The 21,105-nt window shown below is 64.4% G+C and carries 20 protein-coding genes and 1 pseudogene; 8 read left to right on the top strand and 13 right to left on the bottom strand.

The window, feature by feature from the left end:
- Positions 1–199 precede the first annotated feature (199 nt).
- The 4 genes from RSPPHO_RS16700 to RSPPHO_RS16715 all read right to left on the bottom strand — a co-directional run bounded on the left by RSPPHO_RS16700 (position 200) and on the right by RSPPHO_RS16715 (position 2,840).
- On the bottom strand, positions 200–463 hold the full coding sequence (locus tag RSPPHO_RS16700; protein ID WP_014416371.1) for a hypothetical protein: 264 nt from the start codon (positions 461–463) through the stop codon (positions 200–202).
- Entirely contained in the window at positions 447–1,223 is a 777-nt protein-coding gene (locus RSPPHO_RS16705; protein WP_041796092.1) for a hypothetical protein, read from the bottom strand. The genes RSPPHO_RS16700 and RSPPHO_RS16705 overlap by 17 nt, the downstream gene beginning before the upstream one ends.
- 175 nt (positions 1,224–1,398) lie before the next feature.
- Entirely contained in the window at positions 1,399–2,217 is an 819-nt protein-coding gene (locus RSPPHO_RS16710) for a ParA family protein (RefSeq protein ID WP_051013969.1), read from the bottom strand.
- Positions 2,218–2,237: 20 nt separating this feature from the next.
- On the bottom strand, positions 2,238–2,840 hold the full coding sequence (locus RSPPHO_RS16715; protein ID WP_041796094.1) for a HEAT repeat domain-containing protein: 603 nt from the start codon (positions 2,838–2,840) through the stop codon (positions 2,238–2,240).
- Positions 2,841–3,327: 487 nt separating this feature from the next.
- Between RSPPHO_RS16715 and RSPPHO_RS16725 the strand changes: the two genes are divergently transcribed.
- The 4 genes from RSPPHO_RS16725 (at position 3,328) to RSPPHO_RS16740 (ending at position 8,451) form a co-directional block, all read left to right on the top strand.
- A complete protein-coding gene (locus tag RSPPHO_RS16725) occupies positions 3,328–3,711 on the top strand; it encodes a 2Fe-2S iron-sulfur cluster-binding protein (RefSeq protein WP_041796098.1) in 384 nt (127 codons plus the stop codon).
- A gap of 480 nt (positions 3,712–4,191) precedes the next feature.
- Positions 4,192–5,865, top strand: coding sequence for a 2-isopropylmalate synthase (gene leuA, locus RSPPHO_RS16730; RefSeq protein ID WP_041797794.1), 1,674 nt, complete (start codon positions 4,192–4,194; stop codon positions 5,863–5,865).
- Positions 5,866–6,070: 205 nt separating this feature from the next.
- Entirely contained in the window at positions 6,071–7,744 is a 1,674-nt protein-coding gene (locus tag RSPPHO_RS16735; protein WP_041796100.1) for a putative transporter, read from the top strand.
- A gap of 188 nt (positions 7,745–7,932) precedes the next feature.
- Positions 7,933–8,451: a DUF2087 domain-containing protein gene (locus tag RSPPHO_RS16740; RefSeq protein WP_014416378.1), complete on the top strand. Its 519-nt coding sequence runs from the start codon at positions 7,933–7,935 to the stop codon at positions 8,449–8,451.
- Between the two features lie 50 nt (positions 8,452–8,501).
- On the opposite strand, the gene RSPPHO_RS16745 is transcribed toward RSPPHO_RS16740, so the two are convergent.
- The 8 genes from RSPPHO_RS16745 to RSPPHO_RS16775 all read right to left on the bottom strand — a co-directional run bounded on the left by RSPPHO_RS16745 (position 8,502) and on the right by RSPPHO_RS16775 (position 16,113).
- Entirely contained in the window at positions 8,502–9,128 is a 627-nt protein-coding gene (locus RSPPHO_RS16745) for a hypothetical protein (RefSeq protein ID WP_014416379.1), read from the bottom strand.
- 202 nt (positions 9,129–9,330) lie between these two features.
- Positions 9,331–10,164 (bottom strand): class II fructose-bisphosphate aldolase, encoded by an 834-nt coding sequence (locus RSPPHO_RS16750; protein WP_041796104.1) that lies wholly within the window; start codon positions 10,162–10,164, stop codon positions 9,331–9,333.
- A gap of 88 nt (positions 10,165–10,252) precedes the next feature.
- A complete protein-coding gene (locus RSPPHO_RS16755) occupies positions 10,253–11,149 on the bottom strand; it encodes an ABC transporter permease (RefSeq protein ID WP_197535620.1) in 897 nt (298 codons plus the stop codon).
- A gap of 58 nt (positions 11,150–11,207) precedes the next feature.
- Positions 11,208–12,764 carry a sugar ABC transporter ATP-binding protein gene (locus tag RSPPHO_RS16760; RefSeq protein ID WP_081581827.1) on the bottom strand — a complete coding sequence of 519 codons (1,557 nt, stop codon included), beginning with the start codon at positions 12,762–12,764 and terminating at the stop codon, positions 11,208–11,210.
- Positions 12,754–14,043 (bottom strand): class II D-tagatose-bisphosphate aldolase, non-catalytic subunit, encoded by a 1,290-nt coding sequence (locus tag RSPPHO_RS16765; RefSeq protein WP_014416383.1) that lies wholly within the window; start codon positions 14,041–14,043, stop codon positions 12,754–12,756. The genes RSPPHO_RS16760 and RSPPHO_RS16765 overlap by 11 nt, the downstream gene beginning before the upstream one ends.
- A 12-nt stretch (positions 14,044–14,055) precedes the next feature.
- Complete coding sequence (locus RSPPHO_RS20390; protein WP_162138104.1) at positions 14,056–14,193, bottom strand: hypothetical protein; 138 nt, start codon at positions 14,191–14,193, stop codon at positions 14,056–14,058.
- 4 nt (positions 14,194–14,197) lie between these two features.
- Positions 14,198–15,055, bottom strand: coding sequence for an alcohol dehydrogenase catalytic domain-containing protein (locus tag RSPPHO_RS16770; RefSeq protein ID WP_014416385.1), 858 nt, complete (start codon positions 15,053–15,055; stop codon positions 14,198–14,200).
- Positions 15,056–15,135: 80 nt separating this feature from the next.
- Positions 15,136–16,113, bottom strand: coding sequence for a substrate-binding domain-containing protein (locus RSPPHO_RS16775; RefSeq protein WP_051013970.1), 978 nt, complete (start codon positions 16,111–16,113; stop codon positions 15,136–15,138).
- Between the two features lie 694 nt (positions 16,114–16,807).
- Here RSPPHO_RS16775 and RSPPHO_RS21625 point away from each other — a divergent pair.
- From RSPPHO_RS21625 to RSPPHO_RS16790, 4 genes and pseudogenes are all read left to right on the top strand, one after another.
- A pseudogene (locus RSPPHO_RS21625) lies at positions 16,808–17,443 on the top strand (sugar kinase); the annotation flags it as partial.
- A complete protein-coding gene (locus tag RSPPHO_RS21630; protein WP_277905335.1) occupies positions 17,343–17,816 on the top strand; it encodes a carbohydrate kinase family protein in 474 nt (157 codons plus the stop codon). The pseudogene RSPPHO_RS21625 and the gene RSPPHO_RS21630, both read left to right, overlap by 101 nt.
- 17 nt (positions 17,817–17,833) lie before the next feature.
- Positions 17,834–18,844 carry an aldose epimerase family protein gene (locus tag RSPPHO_RS16785; RefSeq protein ID WP_014416388.1) on the top strand — a complete coding sequence of 337 codons (1,011 nt, stop codon included), beginning with the start codon at positions 17,834–17,836 and terminating at the stop codon, positions 18,842–18,844.
- A 23-nt stretch (positions 18,845–18,867) separates the two neighbouring features.
- Positions 18,868–19,638, top strand: a complete 771-nt coding sequence (locus tag RSPPHO_RS16790) for an L-iditol 2-dehydrogenase (protein WP_041796106.1) — start codon at positions 18,868–18,870, stop codon at positions 19,636–19,638.
- 54 nt (positions 19,639–19,692) lie between these two features.
- Here RSPPHO_RS16790 and RSPPHO_RS16795 read toward each other — a convergent pair whose 3' ends face one another.
- On the bottom strand, positions 19,693–21,105 hold the full coding sequence (locus RSPPHO_RS16795; protein WP_014416390.1) for a nitrogenase component 1: 1,413 nt from the start codon (positions 21,103–21,105) through the stop codon (positions 19,693–19,695).

Here is a 21,105-nt window from a genome sequence, read left to right on the forward strand (position 1 = left end):
TAAAAAAACCCCAAAAACGACGATCGAAGGCAGAGCCCTGCCCTTGCGAAGGCTGCGCTCACCCCAGAGTTCATCATGATCAAGAAAAAAGCAGCCTCAGGCGCGAGTCCCGCCCCCCGGGACAGCAGCCCCGCCGTTCCAAAACGGGCGACGCCCCCCGTCGTGCCACCGGAAGGCAGGCCCACCGGCCCAAGCCCAGCTAGCGCCCCTCGGGCGGCTCCGCCTCTTCAACACAGCCCAGATCGGCCCGCAAGGTCTCCCAGCGCCGCGCCTCCAGGGGGTCGCGGGCGGCGATCATGTTGGAGCGGGCCTGGATACAGGCGCGTTCCTGGCGCTGAGTTTCCGACGGCAGGCGCTTGGAGGCGTCCTGAGCAACATACAAGGTGCTCAAATAGGAACAGCCGCCGAGGGGGAGCACCAGCAGCCAAGCCGCCAGCCGCCCTTTGTTAGCCAAAGAGCGCATCGATATCCGCCTGACTCAAGGCCTGGTTTTCCAGCTGAGGGCCATCGACCAGATCATCGGTGGTGTGGACGACCACATCAACCTTGGGCAAGGGCAGATCGGCGAAGGCCGCGACGCCCCAGGTTTCGATAATCTTGCGAATGCGATCTTCGATAAACTCCAGAGTCTTGACCACCCGATAGATGCGCTGGCCCGTGATATCCTGGAAGTTACAGGCTTCGATGATGGTGAACACCTCGGTGGCGATGTTGTTGACGACATCCATGACTTTGTCGTCGTCGTCGCCCAGAAAGCTAAAGGCCTTATCGCAATTGATATTGATGCGCTCGGCGGCATCCAGAATGCGGTGGGTGGCGCGTTCGGTGGCGCCGACGATGGCATCCAACTCAAAGGTTGCGCGCTGGACTCGATCCTCATCGGCCATGGGATGCTTGATTTCGGCGATTTCCCGTTTGGCCATGGCGAGGGAGCGGATCATGCCGGCGATTTCAATGCGCAGGAGTTGCGCTTCGTCGGCATCAATGCCTGACTCGGCAGCCTCTTCCCCCGACTGAGCGGCACGCAAGGCGGCGACCTCTTTACGCAGGCCCTTGATCTCGGTCAGGAGCTGGGCCATAAGGCCGGTGGCGTCGGGGGCCGGCGCGGCGCGCGAGGCCCCTTGTTGCGGCGCTGGCAGGGCTACGCCCAATTCCAGGGCCACCGCCTGCCGCTGCATGGTCCGTTCAATGGCGAAGGTACGGCGAGGACGTTCCGTGGCCATGCTCGATTTCCCTACGACAGCCATGCCTACTCACCCCGATCGACGCGCAGGGGTCCCTATTCCCCCGGGCTTGAGTCAGCATCGCCCATGACCCCGGCAAACGCAAGACAGGTTGAAAAAAAAGAACTTCGTTGTGCACAAGGCGGGGCCAAGACACGCCGAGGCCGCCTTTGGCTTAGTCGTCCTCGGGATCTTGGGCCTTGCGTGACAAGGGAGGAGGACCCGGCCCCAAGCCCAGCGCTTGGTCAAGTTCGTCGGCCAGAACCTGAAACTCGGCGGCGGAGCGACTGCGCGGCGCGTAGCGCTGGATTGGCAACCCCTCGCCGAAGGCCTCGGCCAAACGGACTGAGGCATGCACCCCGTTTAACAACCGACTCGGCCCAAACCACCCGGCCACCTCGGCCATCACGGCGCGATGCAACCGCACTCTCGGGTCATGCATCACCGGGAGCAACAGCAAGGTCCTGATATCGTGCTCACACCCGGTCGCCAGACCGTGAAATAAGCGAACGAACTGGCGCAGACTGACCAGCGACAAGGGATGGGGCAAAAACGGCACCACCACGGCATGAGCCGCGACCAAGCCAGCAGCCAGCACGATATCGCGGGTGGGTGGGGCATCAATGACGATGCGGTCATAGGCGGTAAATGCCGGTCCCCGGAAAGCCCGCCGCAAGACCGTGGGATCTCGCCCTCCCCGTGAGACATCAAAAAACGGATCGGCGGGCAGCAGACTCAATCGATCGATGCGGGTGGGCCGCGCCTCCACGGAAAGAGGCGCGCCTTTGGCCCGGGGAAGGAACAGGGCATGAACCGTGCGCGCCGGGCTGGGGCGCMCCGCAAATCCCACCGCAACCCCGGCATGGCCCTGGGTATCCAGATCGACCAGTAAGGTGCGGGCGCCACGGATGGCCCATTCGACGGCAAGATTGACGGCCGTCGTGGTCTTCCCTGACCCTCCCTTGCGGTTGGCCACGGTAATGACCTCGGGCATGCTCTCTCCTGTTGCGCGCGTCAGGGGGCTCTGGCGGTCCACACCCCGGGATCAATAACCCGCAAGACCTGATCAATCCCGGCGGCAAACTCTTCGGAGTCGGAAAAACGATCGCGGGCGGCGCGCACTGCCGGGGCCATGTCGGGGCGAGCGATCTCGGCCAAACACTCCAAGGCGGAGACGCATACGGTGGGATTCGGGTCGCGGCGCAGAACGTCGAGCAGCCAATCGGGCGCCTCGGGGGTGGGCAAGCCACGGACAATGGTAACGCCGATCATGCGTAAGGCAGGGTCGATGTCGGTAAGCAAGGCCCGGGCCACGGGCTCGCTGCGCTCTCCCAGAACACGCAAGATATCGGTCCCCACAATACGCACCGCCGGCTCGCAGGCGCGCAACAACGGAACCACGCCCATCACCACGGCATCGGATCCGATACTCACCAGCGAACTTTCCAGGGCGCCGAAGACCTTGGGGTCTGTTTCAACACGCAACCGCGCGACCAGCAAAGGGACACTGTCGGGGAAGCAGGCGGCCGCCTGAGCGGCGGCCCGTCGCCCCTCGGGAGCTGGATCCCACAAACCGCCGGCCACCCCGGCCAGATCGGAAAAGGCCGACGTTACCACCCCGCCCTCCCTGCGAGAGCGCGCGACACACATGCCCCCATGATCAGGAAGAGGGGGCCGATCCCTTGCAGGAAAACGCTCATGAAAGCTCCGGTCTCCCCGGGAAGGTCCATCCGATGCATCTCGCCAAGGGACTCCGTTGCACGCACGGAGCCGGGCGATGCGGCGCGCCCGATGCCTCCAGGAGATCCTGGGGCAGCCTATCGCGGATGAGAGCCCAAGGAAACACCAAGGCTCCGATCCAGGGATCGCCTCTGCGTGGGGATGATATTCCCGGAACCGGCTCCTGTTTCAAGGGGCTGGGTGACCAAGACGGTGGGTTAGCATTTGACATCCCCCCTGGAGCCTGGAACAACTCAAGACGTTCACCGCGTCCCTGTGGCCGAAAGACCCAGGGACGATCTCCCCCTCGGTGAACCGACACACCCGAAGGACCACCCCCACGGCCACCCCGTGGGTGCGGGTCCCTATCATCTGGGGGATTATCATGGCCACGGTTACTTTTTCCTCGCCGATTCTGCCTAAGGACATTTCGGTTTATGCGGTGGCGGGCGATCGCGGGACCTTGCTGGCGCTCGCCCGCAAAAACGACATTCCCATTCCCTGCCAGTGCCAGGACGGCCAGTGCGGTTCGTGTCTGGTCAAGATCACGGCGCTCGATCCCAATGGCCCCAAGGCCCAGGCCCTGACCGAGCATGAAAAGATCACGCTGTCGGTCAACGGCAAGTTGAGCAAGGAGATTCTGGCCAAGGCCGAGGTCGAGGACATTCCTCCGCCCTACCGCTTGGCCTGTCAGGTTTGGGTCCCCGACGCCAACATCTTGGTCGAGTTCTCGGGCGAACCCGGGGTGGAAATCGACCTGCGCCGCTGACGGGTCTCGCCAAACAACACGAGGGGTCTGGGGAGGCCACGCCTCCCCAGCCTTTCTTTTTAACTCTCCCCCTCCCCCGCTTGCCCTGGGGAAAAAACTTGACGCGGAGCGTGCCAACCGGCACCCTACCCTCATGATGACCATGACCCACCCCACCGCTCTCCTACGACTGTCGTAACGTCCCCGTTGGGGGGACGGAAAGCGCTTGTCGTGTTTCCAGCGAGAATGGGTTTTGTGTCATGTCCTCTCTCCCCTCCCGTCTGAGCGTCCTGTCTCCCGCCTTCGTGCCGGTGTTTGCCGACGCGGGGATTTTTGTCGTCCGGGGTCAGGGCCCCTTCCGCGCTTGTCCGGACCAACGACTAGGAAGCGGCCGCCGGGCCTGACGGCGGCCCGACGGCCGGATCACTGCCTGCGCCGTTGCCTCCTGTTGTTTTCTCAACGACAAGCCCGCGCCCCAAGGAGCGTCAGTTCGCCATGACCATGCCGATTGATCCGACCCGCAAATATCAGGCATTCACGCCGGTTGCCCTTCCCGACCGTACTTGGCCCAACACCCCCCTGACCCGCGCCCCGATCTGGTGCGCCGTTGACCTGCGCGATGGCAACCAAGCGCTCATCGAGCCCATGGGCATCGAGCGCAAGGTCATGATGTTCCAGTTGCTGTGCGCGATGGGATACAAGGAAATCGAGGTGGGCTTTCCGGCCGCGTCCCAGACGGACTTCGATTTTCTGCGCCACCTCATCGACGCCGGCCTGATCCCCAGCGATGTGACCATCCAGGTTCTGACCCAGGCCCGCGAAGACCTCATCAACCGGACCTTCGAGGCCGTGGCCGGCGCGCCGTCGGTCATCGTCCATCTGTACAACTCTACGTCAGCCTTGCAGCGCAGAGTCGTCTTCAATCTCGACCGAGCCGGCATCACTGACTTGGCGGTCCGCGGGGCGACCATGGTGCGCGAAGGAGCCTTGCGGGTGCCCAAGGAAACCCGGGTCCGCTTCGAGTATTCGCCCGAGAGCTTCACCGGCACCGAAATGGACTATGCGGTCGAGGTCTGCGAGGCCGTGATGGGCGTCTTTGAGCCCACGGTAGACAACCCGCTGATTCTCAATCTCCCGGCAACGGTGGAAATGTCCACCCCCAACATCCATGCCGACCAGATCGAATGGTTTGGCCGGACCTTGCGCGGCCGTGAGCGGGTGTTGATCAGCGTGCACCCGCACAACGACCGGGGCACGGCGGTTGCCGCCGCCGAGCTGGCCTTGATGGCGGGGGCGGACCGGGTCGAGGGAACCTTGTTTGGCAATGGCGAGCGTACGGGCAACGTCGATCTCGTGACCCTGGGCCTCAACCTCTACACCCAGGGCATTGATCCCGGCATCGACTTCTCCAACCTCCCCCACATCCGCGACGTGGTGGAGCGCTGCAACCGCCTGCCGGTCCATCCGCGTCATCCCTATGCCGGCGACTTGGTGTTCACCGCGTTCTCGGGCAGCCATCAAGACGCCATCAACAAGGGCCTGAAGGTCATGCGCGAGACCAATCAGTCCCTGTGGGAAGTCCCCTACCTGCCCATCGACCCGCAAGACGTGGGCCGCACCTACGAGGCCGTGATCCGCGTCAACAGCCAGTCGGGCAAGGGCGGCGTGGCCTACATCATGGAACAGGACTACGGTATCCGCCTGCCCCGCTCCTTGCAGGTCGAGTTCTCGAAGATCATCCAGAAGATCGCCGACGAAACCGGCGAGGAAATCACCTCGCCCATGATGTGGAAAACCTTCGAGGCCACCTACCTCGGCAACGACAAGCCCTATGCCTTCATCGACCACCAGACCTTCCCGGAAGCCGGCTCGCGCGAGCGCCTGCTGACCGCCACGGTCAAGGTCAACGGCGCGGTCAAGTCGGTGGATGGCCGGGGCAGCGGGCCGGTCGAAGCCCTGGTCGATGCCATCCGCAAGGACAGCGGCTTGGCCATGACCATTGATGACTACGAGGAACACACCTTGCGCCCGGGATCCGACGCCCAGGCCGTCGCCTTCATGCGCGCCAGCCTCCCCGATGGCCGGATCCGTCACGGCGTGGGCATCGACGCCAACATCGTGGCCGCCGCCCTGAAAGCCGTCCTCTCGGCGGCGAACCATCTGGCGGAGGCCTGAGGGTCTCTTCTGGCCACGCGGGGCTGGCGCCAAATCAGAAAAACGCGGGGCGCGCGACAGCCCCGCGTCACCACGGCGGGCGACAGCCCTGGGTGGCCAGGGATTTTCAAAGAAACATCAGACTTTCTTCAACGCTTTCCGATACATTGGACCCGTTCCAACGCTTATGGGGACATGCTTGTCCCGCCTGCTCCGAGGGTCCTTCATGCTTGAACTCTTTCACGGTTTACCCGAGGTAGCCCGTCTCTTAGGGACGCTCAGTATTATCGCCGCCCTGGGATTGTCCCTGGGCCAGCTCAAGATCAAGGGCATTGGGCTGGGGATTGGGGGCGTGTTGTTTGCCGGTTTGGCGGCCGGTCACGTCACGCATCAGGCGGGGATCAGCTATCCCGCCGAAACGCTCGGCTTTGTCCGCGATCTTGGGTTGATTTTGTTTGTGTACTGCATCGGCGTGCAGGTTGGTCCCGGCTTTTTCTCGGCGCTGCGGCGCCAGGGCCTGGGGCTGAACCTGATGGCGGCGGCGATTGTGGTTTTGGGCGCCGTCACAGCCGTCACGATCCACTTGGTCACGGCTGTTCCGCTGCCGGCGATCCTTGGGATTTTTTCCGGCGCGGTGACGAACACGCCGTCGCTGGGCGCTGCTCAGGAAATTTTGAGCGGCTTGCAGGCCCCCCAAGACGCCACGACCTTGATCGGCCTGGGCTATGCGGTGGCTTATCCCTTTGGTATTGCCGGCATCTTGATTGCGATGATCCTGGTGCGGGTGCTGTTTCGGCTGTCGATCCCCCGGGAGGCGGCGGCGTTTGACGAGGAGCGGCGTTCCTCGGTGGCGGTGCTGGAAACTCTGGATGTGGCCATCCAGAACACCAACCTCGAAGGCGCCAACTTGCGCCAGATTGGCCTGTTCGGCGAGGACGGGGTGGTGGCCTCGCGACTCTTACGCGGCGAAACCCTTGAAGTCCCCCACCCCGACACGCGTATCCACGTGGGCGATATTCTCCATCTGGTGGGCCCCCGGGCCGACATCCATCGCATGCGGCTGTTCCTCGGCCAGGTGGTGGAGAACGCCTCCCTGACCACCAAGGGAACGGACGTGCGCTGGGAGCGCTTGGTGGTCACCAGCAAGGAAATCCTGGGGAAAACCATTGCCCAAGCGAATCTGGCCGACCTTTATGGAGTAGTGATCAGCCGCGTCACCCGGGCCGGCGTGGACTTGGTGCCTCACCCGGCATTGCGGCTGGAGTTTGGCGACATCCTCAACACCATTGGCAAACCGGCCGACCTGAGCCAAGCAGCAACGATGATTGGCAACTCGCAGCGTCGGTTACAGCAAGTCGAGTTGGTCCCGGTTTTCCTGGGCCTGCTTTTGGGGATTATTCTTGGCTCGGTGCCGTTGTTCGTGCCGGGGATGCCAGCCCCAATGAAACTCGGTCTGGCGGGAGGGCCGCTGGTGGTGGCTCTGATCTTGTCGCGGATCGGACATCTTGGCCCGTTTGTGTGGTTCATGCCCCCGGCGGTGAACGAAGCGCTGCGCGAGTTGGGGATTGTCTTGTTTCTTTCGGTGGTGGGCCTGACCTCGGGGGGCAAGTTTCTCGACACCTTGATCAATGGTCCCGGCCTGACCTGGATGGTCTATGGCGCCATCATCACGCTGGTTCCTTTGCTGGCTGTTGGGATTTACGCCCGATGGGTGGTAAAGCTAAACTACTTAAGCGTGTGCGGCCTCCTGGCCGGCTCGATGACCGACCCACCGGCCCTGGCCTTTGCCAACGCCTTGAGCCCGTCTGAAGCGCCGGCCCTGGCCTATGCCACCGTGTATCCCCTGGTGATGTGCCTTCGCATCTTGGTTCCACAAATTCTTGTGTTGTTGCTGTGGTAACGCTCTTGCCTGCCGCCGGGGAGAGGCCTATCCTCTCCCCCGGTCGGCAGTTCACCCAGGCGTCGCCTCCCCTGTTGGGGTGCTAAACCTGCCTTATGTTGTTTTGACCGGCTCCTTATCCTGTGCCGTGTCGGCAAGAAGGCGCCCCCCGACAAGTCCCTTGGGACCCGGCACCGCGAGGATAAGCGATGTCTAGGGAAGTTTTTTCCTTCGAATGTTCCGATATTTCCGCACTGGCCCGCTCGCTGCGGGAGCAAATCCAGGCCTGCCCGCACACGCCGGGCCATGTTGAGGTGCTGACGATGCTGGCGCGGGCGACCGGCTGGCGCAACTTCCAACACTTCCGGGCCCATGCCCAACGCCGCGAGGTCGCCCCTGGGCCGGCCATCATTCCCGAGCGCTTGATCCGGTTGCGGCGGTTCTTTGATGCCGAGGGGCGTCTGGTGCGCTGGCCCCCCAAGGAACATCAGCGGGTGTTGTGCCTGTGGATCTTGTGGAGCCGCCTGCCGCGCGGGCACTCGTTCACCGAGAAAGAGATGACCCTCTGGCTGGCGGATCATCACACCTTTAGCGACCCAGCCCTGCTGCGCCGCTGGCTGGTGGATTGGCGGCTGATGCGGCGCACGCCCGATGGCCGGGACTATCGCCGGATCGAGCAGGCGCCGCCACCTGAGGCGTTGGCGGCGATCCGTCAAGCGGGGCGGTGATCGAAAAGAGAAGGCTGGGGAGGCGCACCTCCCCAGACCCCCGTTTGGGTTCAGCGCTCGGGACCAAGGAGACGGCCGGTCTTGTCGAAGACGAGACGCAGGCGCGGGCGGGCCTTGGCCATGCACTCCTTGCACTCGCGGACCTCGCCTTCATAGATGAAGCGCTGCCCGCCATTGGCGGTTTTCTCGGCCTTGACCAGGAAGGGGGCAACGTAGGTGCTGTTCCCATTGGGATATTTCTTGGCGAGGCTCGGCACCATGTGCTTTTCCCAAAGTTCGGGAACCGAGATCAGGGACGGCGTGCCATTGAGCAGGACGGGCACGTCCGAGGTGGGGGACAAGGGGAAGGTGGTCAGGGTACCGCTCACCACCTTGCCCTCGTTACCCAGATAGGTGAGCATACCTTTCCAGCCCTGGGAGGCGGCGAAGGTCTGGGCTTCCGGGGGCGCGGCGGCCATGGCGGTTCGCAAACACGCCTCGACGGGACCGCTGGGCGTTTGGCACGGCAGAGGATCGGGATGCCAGACCGCCTTGGGGCTCACGGCCGGCACAGGTGGCGGCGGAGCAACGGCCGTTGGTGTCGCCACAGCAGAAGCGGGGGGCTCGGGCGGGGGCACGCACCCGGCCACCAAGGCCCCCAGAACAAACCATCCGGCCAAAATACGACGTCGCATCATGCACTCCCCCTACCGCCTGTTGGAGAGAAGCATCCGCACGGGGTTGCGGGGCGCGTCCCCAAGGACCTGAAAGGTAAACAACAGCCCAGCGGAGCGTCAAGGCGTGCGCGGAACGAACCGAGGGACCTTGCCTATCCGAGAAGGCTCAAAGGGAACGAGGGGTCTGGGGAGGCCTCGCCTCCCCAGTCTTCTTCTCCCCCCTCTAACACCGCCCCGCACTGCCCATCAGGCCCATCAACACCATGGCCTCGCGGATGGTGGCTTCGTGGGCCCGCATCATCAGGGCGATGTGGTCACTGCCGGTATAGGCCTCGGCTTCCTCGCCCAAGGCCTGGATGAAAACATCGCGCAGGCGGGTCGCGATGTTGATCTTGCACACCAAGGAACGCGCTACTCGGGGCAGGTCCTGGTCGGCCACGCCGCTGGAGCCGTGCAGCACCAAGGGCGTGTCCAACGCGCTGCCCAGGGCGTCCAGGGTCTCGAAGTGCAAGGGCGCGTCGTGGCTTTGCATGCCATGGCGAGTGCCCACGGCGACGGCCAGGGCATCAACCCCGGTGGCGGCCAGGAAGCGCTGGGCTTCTTCCGGGGTGGTCAAGACCTCGTGATCCCCCCGGCCCTTTTCCACATGGCCGATCTCGGCCTCGACCGAAACGCCGTATTCGTCGGCCACAGCCTTAACGAGGCGGGTGTTTTCGATGTTTTCGTCCATGGGCAGCATGGAGCCATCGTACATCACGGAATCATAGCCCAGGCGGATGGCATCAAAGATCAGCCGGCGCTCCTGGCCGTGATCCAGGTGAATGGCAACCGGAATACTGGCTTGGCGGGTGGCGTTTTCCACCATCTGATAGGAGAAGCTCAGGCCGTTATGGCGAATGCAGGTGCCCGAGGTCTGGATGATCAGGGGCGAGCGGGCCTGTTCGGCGGCGCGGACCAGAGCGAGGGCATCTTGATAGGTCCAGGCGTTGAAGGCCGGCACGGCGTAGTCCCGACGCCGGGCGTCCTGCAACAGGTGGGCCAGGGAAACACGAGACATGAAACCCTCCAACCAGTTTGGAAACGTCGCTCTGGCGACTGAGGAAAGGCGGGGTCTGGGGAGGCCCCGCCTCCCCAGCCTTCTTCTCTCAAGCCGCACTCAACCGCCGCTTGGCACTTTCCAGCACCACGGCCAGAACAATGATCACCCCCTTGACCACCTGTTGGTGGTACCCCGGAATATCCATCAAATTCATGAGGTTGGAGATGATGGACAGGATAAGGGCCCCAATCAGGGTGTTAAGAACCGTGCCCCGCCCCCCGGCCAAACTAGCGCCCCCAACCACGACAGCGGCGATCGCATCAAGCTCAAAGCCCAGCGCGAGGATGGGCGAGCCGACCCCGGTGCGGGTGGCCGACAAAATGCCGGCGATGGCACACGTCAAGCCCGACAGGCCATAGACCGCGATCTTGATGCGGGCAATGCTGATGCCAGCAAAGCGGGTGGCCACTTCGTTGGAGCCAACGGCGACCACCAACCGGCCAAAAACGGTCTTGCGGGCCAGCAAGGCGGCCAGGACCGTGACCCCGACCAGGACATAAAACAAGGTGGGGATACCGAGCAGCGCCGAACTGCCCACGGCCATGAAGGTCTCGTTGTCGATGAACACGGGCTGACCGCGCGACAAGATCAGGGCCAGACCACGCGCGATGGTCATGATGGCCAGGGTCGCGATAAACGGTGCGATCCCGAACAGGGCGACCAGCGAGCCACTGACCAACCCGGCGCCGACCCCAACAGCCAGGGCCACCACCACCGCGCCGACAAGGCCGAGGCCGGGCAGACACAAGGCGACCACCACCGAGACCAGGGCCATGAGGGAGCCCACGGCCAAATCAATGCCGGCGGTCAGGATCACGAACAGCAGGCCAATCGAAACGATGCCCAGTGGCACGCTCTGGCGCAAAATGTTGGTGATGTTGTCCGGGGTGAAGAAGCGGTCCGAGAGGAAGTGGGCGGCCACGAGCATGACGATGAAAAACAACAGCGTCGATTGCCCCAGCACCCGGTGCAGCAGGACCGAGGATTTTTTTGAACAGCCGTCATGGGGTTTTCCTGCGCTTGGGGATGGCGAGACGCATGATGGCTTCCTCGCGGATTTCGTCGCCTGCGAGTTCGCCAGTAATTTCGCCCTCAGCCATGACATAGACCCGCTGGCACAAGCCGACCAGCTCGACCATTTCCGAGGAAATGACCAGGATTCCGAAGCCCCGCCGGGCCAAATCGTTGATGAGCAGGTAAAGCTCGGCCTTGGCGCCCACGTCCACACCGCGCGTCGGTTCGTCGAGGATCAGCACCCGGGGCTCGGCATTGAGCCACTTGGCCAGCACGACTTTTTGTTGGTTGCCGCCGCTCAGGGACGACAAGGCGTCATGGGGCGAGCCCAGGCGGATGCGCAGACTCTCGCGCGAGCGCTCGGCCACCCCGGCTTCCCGGGCCCGGCTACAAACACCAAGGCGGCTGATCTGCCCCAGATTGGTCAACGTCAGGTTTTCGCTGATGCTCATCGGCAAAATACCGCCCTGGCGCTTGCGGTCCTCGGGCACGAGGCCGATCCCCTGGCGCATGGCCTCGGCCGGCCGGGTAATACGCCGCGCCGTGCCGTCGATCTCGATGATGCCGCTGTCGTAGCGATCAATCCCGAAGAGGCACCGCGCCACCTCGGAACGCCCCGAGCCCACCAGCCCGGCCAGCCCCAGGATCTCGCCCCGCCGCAGGTGCAAGGAGACATCGTGCAGCACCCGGGCCCGGGTCAGGTTGCGCACCCGCAAGATCACCTCGGCCTCGCCCTGGGGCGCCGGTTTGGGCGGAAACAAGCTGCCCAGGCGGCGGCCGACCATGGTGGTGATGATGTCTTCCTCGGTGCAGGTCCGGGGGTCGAGGTCGGTGACGGTTTGGCCGTCCTTGAACACCGTGATGGCATCGGCGATGCGGAAGATCTCTTCCAGCCGATGGGAAATATACAAAATCGTCACGCCCTGCTGACGCAGGCGGCGCAGGTTGGCAAAAAGGATCTCGATCTCGGGATCGGCCAATACGGCGCTGGGCTCGTCCATGATCAGGATCTTGCAGTCGTGCAGCACCAGGGCCGAGGTGATCTCGACGATCTGCTGATAGGCCACGCTCAAGGCCCCGACCGGCGTGGTCGGATCAATGGCGAACCCGAACTGGGCCAGGGCCTCGGCAGCGCGGCGGTTGAGCGTCCGGTGGTTGACGAACAGCCGCCCCAACTGGCCCAGGAACATGTTTTCGGCCACGCTGAGGTCGGGAGCCAGGGCCAGCTCCTGGTGAATGATCGCGATTCCGTGGCGCTGGCTCTCGGCGGGGCTGGCAAAATCGACGGTTTTGCCAAAGAGGCGCATCTGCCCTCCATCCCGGCGCAAGATGCCGGCCAGGATGTTCATCAAGGTCGATTTGCCGGCACCGTTTTCGCCAACCAGGGCATGAATGGTGCCGGGGGCGACGCGCAGTGTCGCGTTTTGAAGGGCGCGTACCCCGCCAAAAGCCTTGGTGACGCCCTCGACCTCCACCGCATAGGTCATGCTTTGGCCCTCGCTTGTCCTGGTCAGCGCGCGCAGGCTCGATCCATCATCCGGCACGGCGCCATCCTCCCTCGCCTTCCGCCACGCCGGTACAGGCGAAGCGGTAGTCTTCCAGGACTTGGCGCACTTTGTCGGCCAGCAGGGCTTGGGGGCTGAAGGGAGTCCGACCCAGGCGGGCCCGCTCCAAACCAGCAAATTGCCGGATAAGCCCCTCGCTCGGCGACACCTGGGCCAGATTGGCCAGCAAGCGCTCGACGGCGGCCGCCACCTCGGGATGGGTCCAGTAATAGCGGATGCGATCCGACTGACTGTAGGCCCGCAACAAGCGACGCTGTCCCGGCGCCCCGGCATAATAGCGGGCCCAGGCCTCGGGTTCCTCCAGCATGATGCGCTCCACGACGGCGCGCAGGCAGGAGCGGCGTTCGATGGGGATAAGCTCGTCCTCCATCGCCGCCAGGGCGAACAGGCCCTCGCGCAGGGCGTAGGTCAGGGCCGGGCCCACCTTGAGGATGGCGAAGCGGTCCTCAACCAGGGCCCGCAGGGCCTCGCGGCTCTGAAAATCGGTGGAATGGGCCTCGTAGACGAGACCGGGTCGCCCCTGGATCAGGGCCACCAAATCGCGGGTCTTGCCGGGATCGTAGGGCAGAAGACCGGTATGATCGAAATCGACCCCGGGCTGGACCACCACCGCCCCCACCCGCTCGAAGGCGTTGTGCAGGCCGCGTCGAGCGAAGGCCAAGCGATGCAGATCCAGGGTTTCGGCAACATCAGCGGCGGCACTGACGCGCACCGCGCTCAAGCCCTCGGTTTCGCCGCCCGGGACCGGCACCTCGGTGCCGATGACATAGAGCACCTCTTGGCCCGGCCGGGTGGCGGCCTCGGCGGCGGCGGCGAGATCGGCGGCGCGCTCGGCGACCAGAGCCGGATCCAGGGGATCGCATTCCCCGGCCAAGGCCATGGAGGCATCGAGATGGATCTTGGTAAAGCCAGCGGCCACCGCCTCGGCCACCAGGGCGCGCGACAGGGCCAGGGCCTCCTCGGCGGGGCGGGACCGCCAGACCGTGGGCCCCAGGTGATCACCGCCCAGGCGCACGCGGCGGCGGGGGAAACCAACCGCGTCGGCCAGACCTTCGACAAACGTGCGAAAAGCCGCCGGGGTCATGCCGGTGTAGCCACCGAACTGATTCACCTGATTGGCGGTCGCCTCAATCAGGACTGGGGCGTCGTCGTCGCGCGCGGCCTCCAGGGCGGCCCGGATCACCAGGGGATGGGCCGTGCACAAGGAGCAAATCCCCTGTGCCTCGCCCCGGCCTTGCGCCGCAATCACCTCTTTCATGGTCCGCCCTCCTTACGCGGCAAAGTTGGTCACACAGACCTTGCGCAAGCGGCCATCGCCGGCCTTCATCCGCTCCAAGAAGGTCGGGCACTCGGAAAGCGCGATGCGATGCGAGACGATGTCGGCGACCTCCACGACACCCGAGGCCATCAGGTCAATGGCCTGCTGGCTGTTCTTGAGCGAGGTGAAGCTGGCCAGGAGCTGGATTTCGTCGCGATAGAAGCGGAAATGATCGAGAGCGATCGTCGCCGTCGGCCCCGGCACCCCAAACACCAACACCCGCCCCGGGGCGCACCAGCCGGTTCGCGGCCTCGGCCACCAGGACCGAGGCGCCGGTGGCATCGGCGCAGGCGTCATAGGTCTTGGCGCTGATCTCGACCGGATCGCCAAACACCCGCCCCAGGCCGAGGGCGGCAGCGGCGCGGCGGCGTTCGGGCTCGCGCTCCAGGATATCCACAGCCCGAACGCCACGCGCACGCATCAGACGGGCCATCAACACGCCGATCGGCCCAGCCCCCATGACCAGCACCTGCTCGCCCAACTGGGGGGCCAGACGCTCGGTGGCGTGGACAACGCACGACAAGGGTTCGACGAGGGCCCCGTGTTCCCAGGGCAAGGCGCCAATGTCAAACGCGGCGCGCTCGTTGACCAGAACGTATTCGGCCATGCCGCCTGGGAGATTAACCCCCGGCACCCGCATCGCCCGACAATAATGGTGCTCGCCGCGCAGGCATTCGGGGCAGTTGTTGCACGGAATGTTGGGCTCAACGGCCACCCGCGCCCCGGGCTGGAAGCGCACGCACTCGGGGCCCACCGCCACCACCTCGCCGGCAAATTCGTGACCGGGAACTAGGGGAAAGGCGCAGGGAAAGCCCCCGTGGAAAATATGAACATCGGTGCCACAGATGCCGCTGGCCGCCACCTTGATCAAAAGCTCGTCCCCGTGGGGCTCGGGACACGGCAGTTCCTCGATCGAGAGGCTGCCCGGACGGGAAAAAACCAGGGCTTTCATGGCACGATCCTCGAGAGCATCCCAGGCGGGAGGGAAAGGAAAAGCCGCCGGACGGGGGCCGGTCCGGCGGCAAGGACGGATCAGAACAGAGATTTCTCGTCGTAGACCGTCTTGGCGTTGTCGCCGTTGACCATGAGCGGTGGGGTGTAGGAGTAGTCGGGGAACTGGGTCTTGCCCGCCTTGACTTCCTTCAGAAGATTGACCGCCATTTGCGCCATCAACTTGGGATTATTCTCCCCGGTTGCTTGCATCTGACCATCAATGATGGCCTTGTAGGCGTTCTTGTTGCCGTCGTAGCTGTACAGCCGAACGTCTTTGAGGCGACCGGCGGCGCGCAGGGCATGGACGGCACCCAAGGCCATGTCATCGTTTTCGGTATAGACGGCGTTGATCTCGGGATGGGCGGCCAGCACGTCTTCCATGGCCTTGAGGCCGCCTTGCTGGTCCCAGCCACCCCACACCTGGGTCACGATCTGGAAGTTGGTCTTGGCCGAGCGCCGCAGTTGCCCGTCCATGATGCCGAGGAAGAAATTGCTGGAGCGGGTGTGGCCGACCAGATTGCCTTGGTTGCCACTGATCAGCGCCACCTTGAGGGGGGTGTCGGCAAACTGGGTGGCGGCGTATTCCCCGATGAGTTGGTTGGTCTTGGCGTTGTCGGAGGCGACGCGGGTCACAACGTCGGCGCCGATGGCCAGATCGCTGTCGATGATGACCACGGGGATGTTCTTGCGCCGCACCTGCTCGACAATGCGCATGCCAGCGGCCGGGTCTTGGGGGTTGAGGATCAGGGCGTTGATGCCCCGGGCCACCATGTCCTCGACGTCGGCGATCTGCTTGTTGAGGTCGGCCCGGGCATCGGTGCTGATCACCTTCCAGCCCTCGGCCTCGGCGAAGGTTTTGACGTGCTCGGTCAGGGCGCTGAAATAGGGGCCGTTCAAGGTCCGGTTCGAGAAGCCGACCGTGAACTCCTGCGCGTTCGCCACCTGACACACCAACAGCGTGGAGGCCGCCAGCGCCGCGCCTCCCTTGAGTACCGTCGTCAAGAATCCACGAAACATCCGTTCCTCCCGGGGGACAGCCCCGTTTGCGAGTGACCCTGACGGCACCGGCCCGACCCGCGCCGCCGATCGCTGGAAGGCGGCACCCGGCGCGCCTTCCCCGCCCCCGACCTCGGATCGACCGCCTTAAGCCACTCCTAAAAAGAGCGGGCAGCGACCTTTTTCGTCGATGGGACGTTTCCTCAAGTGGGTCCAGTGTGTCAGACCGTCGTCACGAGTCAACGAGAAACTTAACTCGCACCAATTTATTTTTTGCCTGTGGAAGAAGGGCGGTCCTTGCCCGCCAGCGGCTCGCCCTCCCCTTGAAAGGGAGGGGAGCCTAGCGCTAGAGGCGCCTCAAAAAATGCCGCAACGCACTATAAACACGCCACTCTCGACACACCTTCCCCACCCTGACCGCCCCTTCCCTGCCCCCACCCCCGCCGCCGCCCCTTGCCGCGACCGGCGCTCCCCTGCCCGCCCCAGAGGCACTCTCTGCCCACGAGATGAGCAATAGCGCCCACACGCTCTTCGGGCGAAGGCCGTCGGCACGCCGTGGGCGAAGTTTTTTCTCTCACCACAATTTTTCGCTCGAAAAGTTTTTAATTGACACTCGATACCTCAAAGCGCATGGTCGGCAGCGAAAACCAGCGCGTTCCCCGGCCCTTGACCTCAGTCCCGGACGCAGCGCCTGCGGCAAGCGAAAGAGCGCCCCATGAAAAAAATTGTCACGATCGGCGAAATCGTCGTCGAGATCATGGCCACCGAAGCGGGGCACGGCTTTCGCGAGCCTTTATCTCTGCTCGGCCCCTACGCGTCCGGGGCTCCGGCCATCTTCATCGATCAAGTCGCCCGTTTGGGGCAGCCCTGCGGCATCTTGAGTTCGGTGGGCGACGACGATTTCGGCTTGCTCAACCGCGAGCGCCTCGCCCGCGACGGCGCCGATGTCTCGGCGGTGGCCATCATCCCCGATGCGGTCACCGGCAGCGCCTTCGTGCGCTATCGCCCAGACGGGGAACGCGATTTCATTTTCAATATCCGTCACAGCGCCTGTGCTCACATCGGCCACAGCCCGGCCGGGGACCATCTTCTCGACAGCGCCGACCATCTGCACGTGATGGGCTCCTCGCTGTTTTCCCCCGAGATGATCGCCCTGGTGCGCCACGCCCTGGAGCGGATCAAGAGCCGAGGCGGCAGCGTCTCCTTCGATCCCAACGTGCGCAAGGAGATGCTGGGCAGCCCCGGCATGCGTGAGGCCTTGGAAGAAGTCTTGCGCCACACCGACCTCTTCCTACCCAGCGGGGCCGAGTTGTTCCTGCTGGCCGGGACCCCCGACGAAGACGAGGCCATTGCCGAGGTGCTGGCCGGGGGCTGCCAGGCCATCGTCCTCAAAAAAAGGCGCCGGAGGGGCTTGGTATTTTGCCCCCAGCCAGCGCTTTCACCATCCGGCCTTTGCCGTGCAGGAGACCGATCCCACCGGAGCCGGCGATTGTTTTGGCGCGACCTTCGTCACAGCGTGGTTGCGCGGTTTACCGCCGGAAGAGGCCCTGGGGTTGGCCTGTGCCGCGGGCGCCTTGGCCGTAACGCGCAAAGGGCCCATGGAAGGCACGTCCAGTTTGGGCGAGATCGCGGCTTTGCGCGCCGCCGCCTGTGGGGGGCTTGGGGAAGAAACAAGGGACGTTGGGGACACCGCCGACCAAAGCTCGCCCCACACTCAACCATAATAAAATAGGGATGAAAGATGGAGAGTCGCGAGATCGGCGTGCTGGGCGGAGATCCAGTCCAGGAAATCCGCCTTTCCACTCCGGCCGGCGCCCAGGCGCTGGTTCTCAGCTACGGCGCCACCTTGCGCGATCTGGTGGTACCGCTGGGCGACGGCCGGACGCGGCGCGTGGTGTTGGGCTATCAGAGCATCGAGGCCTACCGCCACAACCCGTGCTACCTCGGCGCGACCATTGGCCGTTGCGCCAACCGCATCGCAGACGATCACTTCGTGCTGGACGGACAGACCTCCCCCCTGCCCGCCAACAGCGCGGGCGGCATCCACCTGCACGGCGGCCCCCAGGGCTTTTCCCGCCGCCCCTGGCGGGTGGTGGAGGCCGACCAAAGCTCGGTGCTGCTGGCCCTGACCTCCGAAGACGGCGACCAGGGCTACCCCGGGCGGGTCGAGGTCACGTGTCGCTATCACCTAAGCGACAGCACGTGCTTGCGCCTTGAAATGACCGGCGAAGCCGACGCGCCAACCCTTCTCAACCTGACCAACCATACCTATTTCACTCTGGCCGACGACGCCAGCGCCGATGACCATTTTCTGGAAATCGCGGCCCGCTTCCATACCCCGGCCCGGGACACCCTGATCCCCACCGGCGAGATCCGCTTTGTCGAGGGCACACCGTATGACTTTCGTCGCCTGCGGCGTATCGGCGACGCCAAGGTGCCCTACGACATCAATTTTGTTTTGGACGGCGCCGACGGCACCGTTCGCCCCGTGGCCCGGGCCCGCTCTCCCCAGCAGGACCTGGAACTGGAGGTCCACACCGACCAGCCCGGCCTCCTGCTTTATACCGGCTCGGCCCTGTTTCAAGCAGGCCCCGGCCTTGAGGGACAAAAGCACGGTCCGGGCGCGGGCTTTTGTCTGGAAACCTATCGCTTTACCGATTCCATCCACCAGCCGCACTTCCCCTCGGTGATCCTGCGGCCGGGTGAACGGTATACCCACCGCTGCGAGTACCGATTCAACGCCCTGGCGTGAGCCCCCTTTTCCGAGGACAGATCATGAAGCTGAAAGACAAGGTTGCCCTAGTCACGGGATCCGCGCGCGGCATTGGCTTCGCCATCGCCCAGCGCTATACCGAGGAAGGGGCCAAGGTCGTGTTGGCCGACATCAACGCCGAAGCGGTGCGCGACGCCGCCGCCCGCGTCGGCCACGGCGCCATCGGCGTGGCCCTCGACGTCACCCAACAGGCCTCGATCGACGCCGCCATCGCCCAAACCGTAGCAACCTTCGGGCGCCTCGACATCCTAGTGAACAATGCCGGGGTGTTCGACCTCGCCCCCATCCTCGACATCACCCGCGAGAGCTATCACAAGGTGTTCGCGGTCAACGTCGAGGGCCTGCTGTTCACCCTCCAAGCGGCGGCACAGCAAATGGTGCGCCAGGGGACCGGTGGACGGATCATCAACTTCAGCTCGCAAGCCGGCCGCCGAGGCGAAGCCTTGGTCGGCATCTATTGCGCCAGCAAGGCCGCCGTCCTCAGCCTCACTCAATCCGCTGGCCTCGACCTGATCCGCTACGGCATCCGCGTGAATGGCATCGCCCCGGGCGTGGTCGATACCCCCATGTGGGACCATGTCGATGCCCTGTTCGCCCGCTACGAAAACCGCCCGGTCGGCGAAAAGAAACGCCTCGTCGGCGAGGCCGTCCCCTATGGCCGCATGGGCCGCCCCGAGGACTACCCCGGCGCCGCCGTCTTCCTGGCCTCCGACGACGCCGAGTACATCGTCGCCCAAACCCTCAACGTCGATGGCGGAAACTGGATGAGCTGACCGCAAGGGAGGGATCTGCCTCGGTGGCGCGAGGCAGCAACCCCGAACTACCCGTCAAGCGCTAGCACCAACAGTAGTTGTGTAGATTTTTTCGAGCAAGGTGAGAGCGCCGCGATAGCCCACGTAGCTGCGGGCGAGCACCACTTCATACGAGGCGGGGAAGCCCACCTCGACCAAGGCGCCCTTGAGTTGTTTGGCGACGTCGCGTTCCCACGTCGTGCCGAAAATGATGGGCGCCTTGTGACCGAACGACGTGTTCTTGAGGTGGTGGTGGATGATGTAGCTATCTTCCTCGAACAAGACCTCGGCGCTGACATCATCGGCCAAGCGGGCGAACTCGGCCTTGATGGTGTCTCGCGCCTCCTCGGGCGGGTTCTCGGTCACGATCTGCAAGGCCGGGATCAAGCCCAGTTGATTGACCAGGAACTTGGACAGACCGAGCGCATAGGTGCTGTCGCCGATGACCGCGAACTTGGCCGGCAGCCCCCACCAGTATTCGGCATAAAAGTCGGTGAAATCCTCAAGGTAGCGGTAGTAGGTCTTTTCCTCGGCGGCAATGAACGCTTCAACCCGCGCGCTGTCGAGGCCGGCAAAGGCCGCGACCGCACGCAGGAAGGTACCGGTCTCGCCCGCGCCGATCGGCAGGACCGGGTGGTGCAAAAAGGGCTGGTCGTAGCGGGCTTCCAGGTGGCGGGCCGTGTCGAGGCCCAGCCAGGGCGACAAAACCAAGTTGAAGCCGGCCCGGGGGATGGCCTTCCATTCGGCGACCCCAGCCGATTCGGGGCCAAACAGGATGTTGACGCGAAGCCCGATCCCTTCGAGCACCCGCTTGATCTCGGTGAGGTCGCCGCGCCAGAAGGTATTGTGATAAGGGAGTAGGGACCAGACATTAACGGTGTGCGGGTCGCGTGGGCCGTCGCGGGCCGGGTCATAGTCGCCGACGAACTGGTCGATGATTGCCTTGGTGACGCGCTCGTGCCCGAGGAAGTTGTTGCCGCGAAAACCTCCGGTCTCGGCATAGACGATGGGCACGCCGCGCTTTTGGAAGGGGCTGACCACGGCGCCGATGTCGTCGCCCACCAGATCGGGAATGCAGCCGGTCAGCACCACGAACAGATCGGCGTCGAGCACCTCCAGGCTGGCCGCGATCAGCTCTTCCAGCCGCTCGGCGCCGCCAAACACCACCTCGCGCTCGGTGATGTTGGTGCTGGGCGCCACCGCGCCACCGCCATAACCGCCGCCTTGGAAGCCATTGTAAAAGGCCACGTTCATGAACTGCTTGTCGGCGCAGCCCGGCCCGCAGTGGGTGATCGGGATCACCCGAGGAATGGCCGAGGCCGTGTGCATCGCCCCAATGGAACACACCGAGCGCACCTGCTCGATGGAGTTGGTCGGCACGGGAGGTGCGAGGGAAACAGCGGCCGGGGCCGGCTGGGCTCCCGGGGTCAGGGTATCGGAGTCAGGCAT

It is taken from the genome of Pararhodospirillum photometricum DSM 122 (assembly GCF_000284415.1).
Classification (GTDB): domain Bacteria; phylum Pseudomonadota; class Alphaproteobacteria; order Rhodospirillales; family Rhodospirillaceae; genus Pararhodospirillum; species Pararhodospirillum photometricum.